We start from the raw sequence: 4,365 nt of genomic DNA on the forward strand, positions 1-4,365 counted from the left end.
TTATTGAAAAAGCAGAGAAGTATGTGAAAGAGTTGGCAAAAGAAGCAAGTAAAACATCAGACATATACCTTGCAACAGATCCAGATAGGGAAGGAGAAGCAATAGCTTGGAATGTGGTAGAGGCACTAAAGGAAAGAAAGGCAATCAGTGATAAAAGCCACATTTATAGAGTAGTCTTTAATGAGATAACAAAAAAGGCAGTGCAAGAAGCGATAAAGAATCCAAGCGAAATAAACATGGACTTAGTGCGCGCGCAACAAGCACGCAGAGCTTTAGATTACCTGGTCGGATTTAATTTGTCGCCACTCTTATGGACAAAATTGTCAGGAAGCAAATCTGCAGGGCGGGTGCAATCTGTTGCACTGAAGCTCATATGCGAGCGGGAAGATGAAATCAGTAAATTTATAACACAGGAGTATTGGAGCATAAGGGCAGAAATGCAAAATAGCAAAGACGAGACGTTTCTTGCTGTGCTCAGCCACTATGACAATAAAAAGCTAGAAAAATTTGATATTAAGAATGAAGAGGAAGCAAGGAACTTAGTTGCGGAGATCGAGTCAAGGCAATATGCTGTAAGCACAGTAGAACGCAAGCAAGTCAAGAGAAACCCGCTTCCCCCATTTATTACTTCAAGTCTTCAACAAGATGCAGTGAATAAGCTTTACTTTAATGTAAAAAATGTTATGTGCATAGCGCAAAACCTATATGAAGGTATCGATATTGGTAGTGAAACTGTCGGTTTGATAACTTACATGCGTACAGATGGGTTTTATATTGCGGATGAAGCTATAAACTCAATCAGAGAGTCGATTAAATCATTATATGGTGATAAATATTTACCAAAGTCTCCTCGTCAATATGTAAAAAAGGTTAAAAACGCTCAAGAAGCGCATGAAGCGATTCGTCCAACTGATATAAATAGAACGCCAGATAGTATCAAGGACTATTTAACGCCAGAACAATTTAAATTGTATGATCTGATTTGGGAAAGAACCATTGCAAGTCAGATGGAATCAGCGATCCTCGATCAAGTAATGGTTGAAATTAGTTCTACTGATCAGAAGGTAATTCTACGAACAAGTGGGTCGAACATATTTTTTGATGGGTTCTATAAAGTTTATAGAGATAACGCAGATGATGAAGATGAAGGCATGCTGCCTGTCATGAAAAAAGGTGAAGCGTGCAAATTGATTTCTGTTGATCCAAAACAGCATTTTACTCAACCGCCACCACGTTATGGTGAAGCAAGCATTGTAAAAAAAATGGAGGAGATTGGCATAGGCCGTCCATCAACTTATGCAGCAATTATTTCAGTATTGCAAGACCGTGGGTACGTTACACTGGATAATAAAAGATTTATTCCAAGCAGCCGCGGTAAGATCGTTACCATATTTCTAGAAACCTTTTTTCAGCGTTGTATAGAGTATAATTTCACAGCACAAATGGAAGAAAAGCTTGATTTAATCTCAAATGGACGTGCGGATTGGAAAAAAGAACTAGGCTATTTTTGGGTGCCGTTTTTTAATCTTGTAAACTCTGTTAAGCAAATGACGCATGATGAGATTTTTAGTGGTATCCACAGTTTGGTAGTTGATTGGTTTTGTTCAGAAGAAGGAAAGGAAGAAATAGGCAAAAAATGTCCTAATTGTTCTGATGGCATATTGAAATTGAACTTTGGAAAAGCCGGAGTGTTTCTTGGATGTTCTAACTACCCCACATGCAACCATACAAAAGAAATTACAGGCAGTAATGACAACTCGGAATACCCAAAAAGTTTGGGTATAGACGATGTGACAGGGCATGAGGTGATGATCAAAAAAGGCCCTTTTGGACTTTATCTGGAGTTCAACAACAAGTTGCAAAAGAAAAAAACGGTTTCCGTACCAAAAGATATGAATGTTAATGATATTGATCTGAATACCGCTACTCAGTTACTTTCCTTGCCGAAAGTGATCGGAAAACACCCAGAAACCGGGAAGGAAGTAAAAATAGGCCTTGGAAGATTTGGGTATTATATTTTCTATGATGGTAGATACTTTTCTCTTAAGAAAAGCTCCAAGGAGATATTGGACACGCAATTAGATGAAGCTGTGCAAATTATTGCAAAAAGCCCACGTAAAAAGCTAAAATCCCTCGGTTTTAATGACAAGGGAAAAGAAGTTTTCATCTGCAACGGTAAATATGGATTTTATATAAAATTCGGTAAAACAAATGTCGCCCTGGGCAAAAATGCAGATATTGAGAGTATAGACCTGAAAAAAGCTTTAGAATTAATTAAGAATAAAAAATAAATGCTTAAAAGGTATCTTGCAACTCTTCTGTAAATGCGATATGTTGAGCTTTATAAAAACACTTGTCAATTGTTAGTGTATATTAAGGTAAAATTATGTCTAATGGTATTAGAGGTTATGATTTATATAAAATTTTAAAGGAGTATCGTAATAATGAAGTTGGACCAATAGGCTACGAGCGTCTAATAGGCAAGCATGCAGACATTAATGCCAAAGACAATATGGAAAGAACTGCTTTACATTATGCTGCTTATTTCAACGATACTGATATGGTTGAACTTCTTCTCAAAGCAGAAGCTAAAACTAATATAAAAGACAATAATGGTAAAAAACCTCTTTCTTTCGCTGAGAATAAGGAAATAATTGATTTATTGAGAGGCCCACCAGCTAGATGCCTTTCCAATGTTATGGTCAGCTGTCTTTTAGCCTTTCTTCCCGCTTTTTGTGAAGGATGATCTTTATTATATAATCAACATAAAGAACCATAATAAGATTGCTTCCACTGCTGCCATGAGAAAATTACTTATCCTTGCTAACTCTTTGGTCAGAGATGATAGCTTAGAAATATAGTCCAAGACTGCTTCTATATGGTAACAGCCTAGTTGTGAATAAATACGCCTATACAAAATTTTAAGTACCTATTTACGGCTACATCAATTTTTCTATTGACTTTAACACAACTACTGAATAGCTACAATGTAGCTGTGGACTGTGTAAATACATAGCTACATTAGCTCTGCTATGAATTAGCTTAAATAAAACAGACATATTTCTAGGCTATCATCTCTGACCAAAGAGTTAGCAAGGATAAGTAATTTTCTCATGGCAGCAGTGGAAGCAATCTTATATGGTTCTTTATGTTGATTATATAATCTAGTAAAGAAAGGTTTGATGTAAGAATTATTTTTGTGCATTGAGAATATACATATATAAAACCATCCTAACTTGTGATCTACTGCCCTGAATACATCTCTTTCCTTTACTGAAACCACTGTCTCGATTAAAAGGTGCCGAGTCCTGCAAGGCTAGGTATTTGCTTTCCTTGAAGGGTTCCAAGTTCGGGCAAATAGCAAATCAAAGTAATGGCTGTGATTTTACTTACACCTGGTATGCTAGTTATTGATATATATTTTCTTTTAAGCTCTTGGTTTTGATCGATAAATGTAATCATCTCATTCTCTAAAGCCTTAATTTGATTACGTAAAATTACAAGAAGCTCCTGTATCTGCTTGATTATGTATATATCAGTTACCTATTGAATTTGGGTTTTTTGTATTTTTGCTATTTCTACAAATTGGTTTCTAAGAGATAATTTTTGTTTCAAGCAATCAATATTACCAACTGTTAAAGGAGTAACACGCACATCTGCGTTATTGATATAACGTGAAATGATACTGCAGTCTATTTTATCAGTTTTTGTAGTAATACCAAGGCTTTTAGCATAGTCTCTCACCCACCTTGGTTGAATGACGTAACACCTCAAAACCATTGCTTAGTAAAGTATAAGCACATAATTTTTCGTATTCACCAGTTGCCTCAAGACTAACTTTGGTTACATTGTGTAACTGTAAAAAGCCCAGTATCTCATCAATGGATTGTATATTGTTTTCAAATATTTTATAATGCTCAAGTGAGTGAATGTGCATATCTAATTTAGTTTTGCTAACATCGATGCCAGCAATGATATTTGATGAATTCATAATTCCTCCATAAATAACATGTAATGCTGCATTTTCCAGTCTTATATATGAGCCTAAAAGCTCAATCAGTTGTTCGGAACTTTCAGTAAACTAGAGAAGAGAACCTTGTTGAACAACGATTCTTATAATCAAGGGGCGTGAAGGTTCCTATTCCCTGTGTGTCTTTAATATCACTATTTTGATATTTATAGAGACTTGTTCTTAACATATAAGGAGAGTGGTAAATATTAAAGCAAAAGTGATGTCATACAAGTAGTTACACGCAGCTATACGAACATTGTAGTTTAAGCCTATCTCGAGGATATCATCCAAGTAGCTGACACTGGGATCCATGATGCTGCTTTATCAATAAATATTTTAGAAATTTGCCAAAT

4 protein-coding genes are annotated in these 4,365 nt (G+C 35.6%); 2 read left to right on the plus strand and 2 right to left on the minus strand.

Annotation, left to right across the window (positions count from 1 at the left end; all coding sequences use genetic code 11):
• The coding region (gene topA, locus IHO13_RS03035) for a type I DNA topoisomerase (RefSeq protein ID WP_225538218.1) at positions 1–2,291 on the plus strand (2,291 nt) is incomplete at its 5' end.
• A gap of 95 nt (positions 2,292–2,386) precedes the next feature.
• Positions 2,387–2,746, plus strand: a complete 360-nt coding sequence (locus IHO13_RS03040; RefSeq protein WP_225538219.1) for an ankyrin repeat domain-containing protein — start codon at positions 2,387–2,389, stop codon at positions 2,744–2,746.
• A gap of 797 nt (positions 2,747–3,543) precedes the next feature.
• On the opposite strand, the gene IHO13_RS03045 is transcribed toward IHO13_RS03040, so the two are convergent.
• A complete protein-coding gene (locus IHO13_RS03045) occupies positions 3,544–3,744 on the minus strand; it encodes a hypothetical protein (RefSeq protein ID WP_225538220.1) in 201 nt (66 codons plus the stop codon).
• The gene (locus IHO13_RS03050; RefSeq protein ID WP_225538221.1) at positions 3,728–3,991 is read right to left on the minus strand and encodes a hypothetical protein; all 264 of its coding nucleotides are present in this window, start codon (positions 3,989–3,991) and stop codon (positions 3,728–3,730) included. Before IHO13_RS03050 ends, IHO13_RS03045 begins: the two co-directional genes overlap by 17 nt.
• Positions 3,992–4,365 lie beyond the last annotated feature (374 nt).

This window comes from Wolbachia endosymbiont of Mansonella perstans (genome assembly GCF_020278605.1).
Classification (GTDB): Bacteria; Pseudomonadota; Alphaproteobacteria; order Rickettsiales; family Anaplasmataceae; genus Wolbachia.

What these genes read in the sequence shown, in the direction of transcription:
- IHO13_RS03040 (WP_225538219.1), top strand. Translation starts at nt 2,387, where the DNA reads ATGTCTAATGGTATTAGAGGTTATGATTTATATAAAATTTTAAAGGAG.
- IHO13_RS03050 (WP_225538221.1), bottom strand. Translation starts at nt 3,991, where the DNA reads ATGAATTCATCAAATATCATTGCTGGCATCGATGTTAGCAAAACTAAA.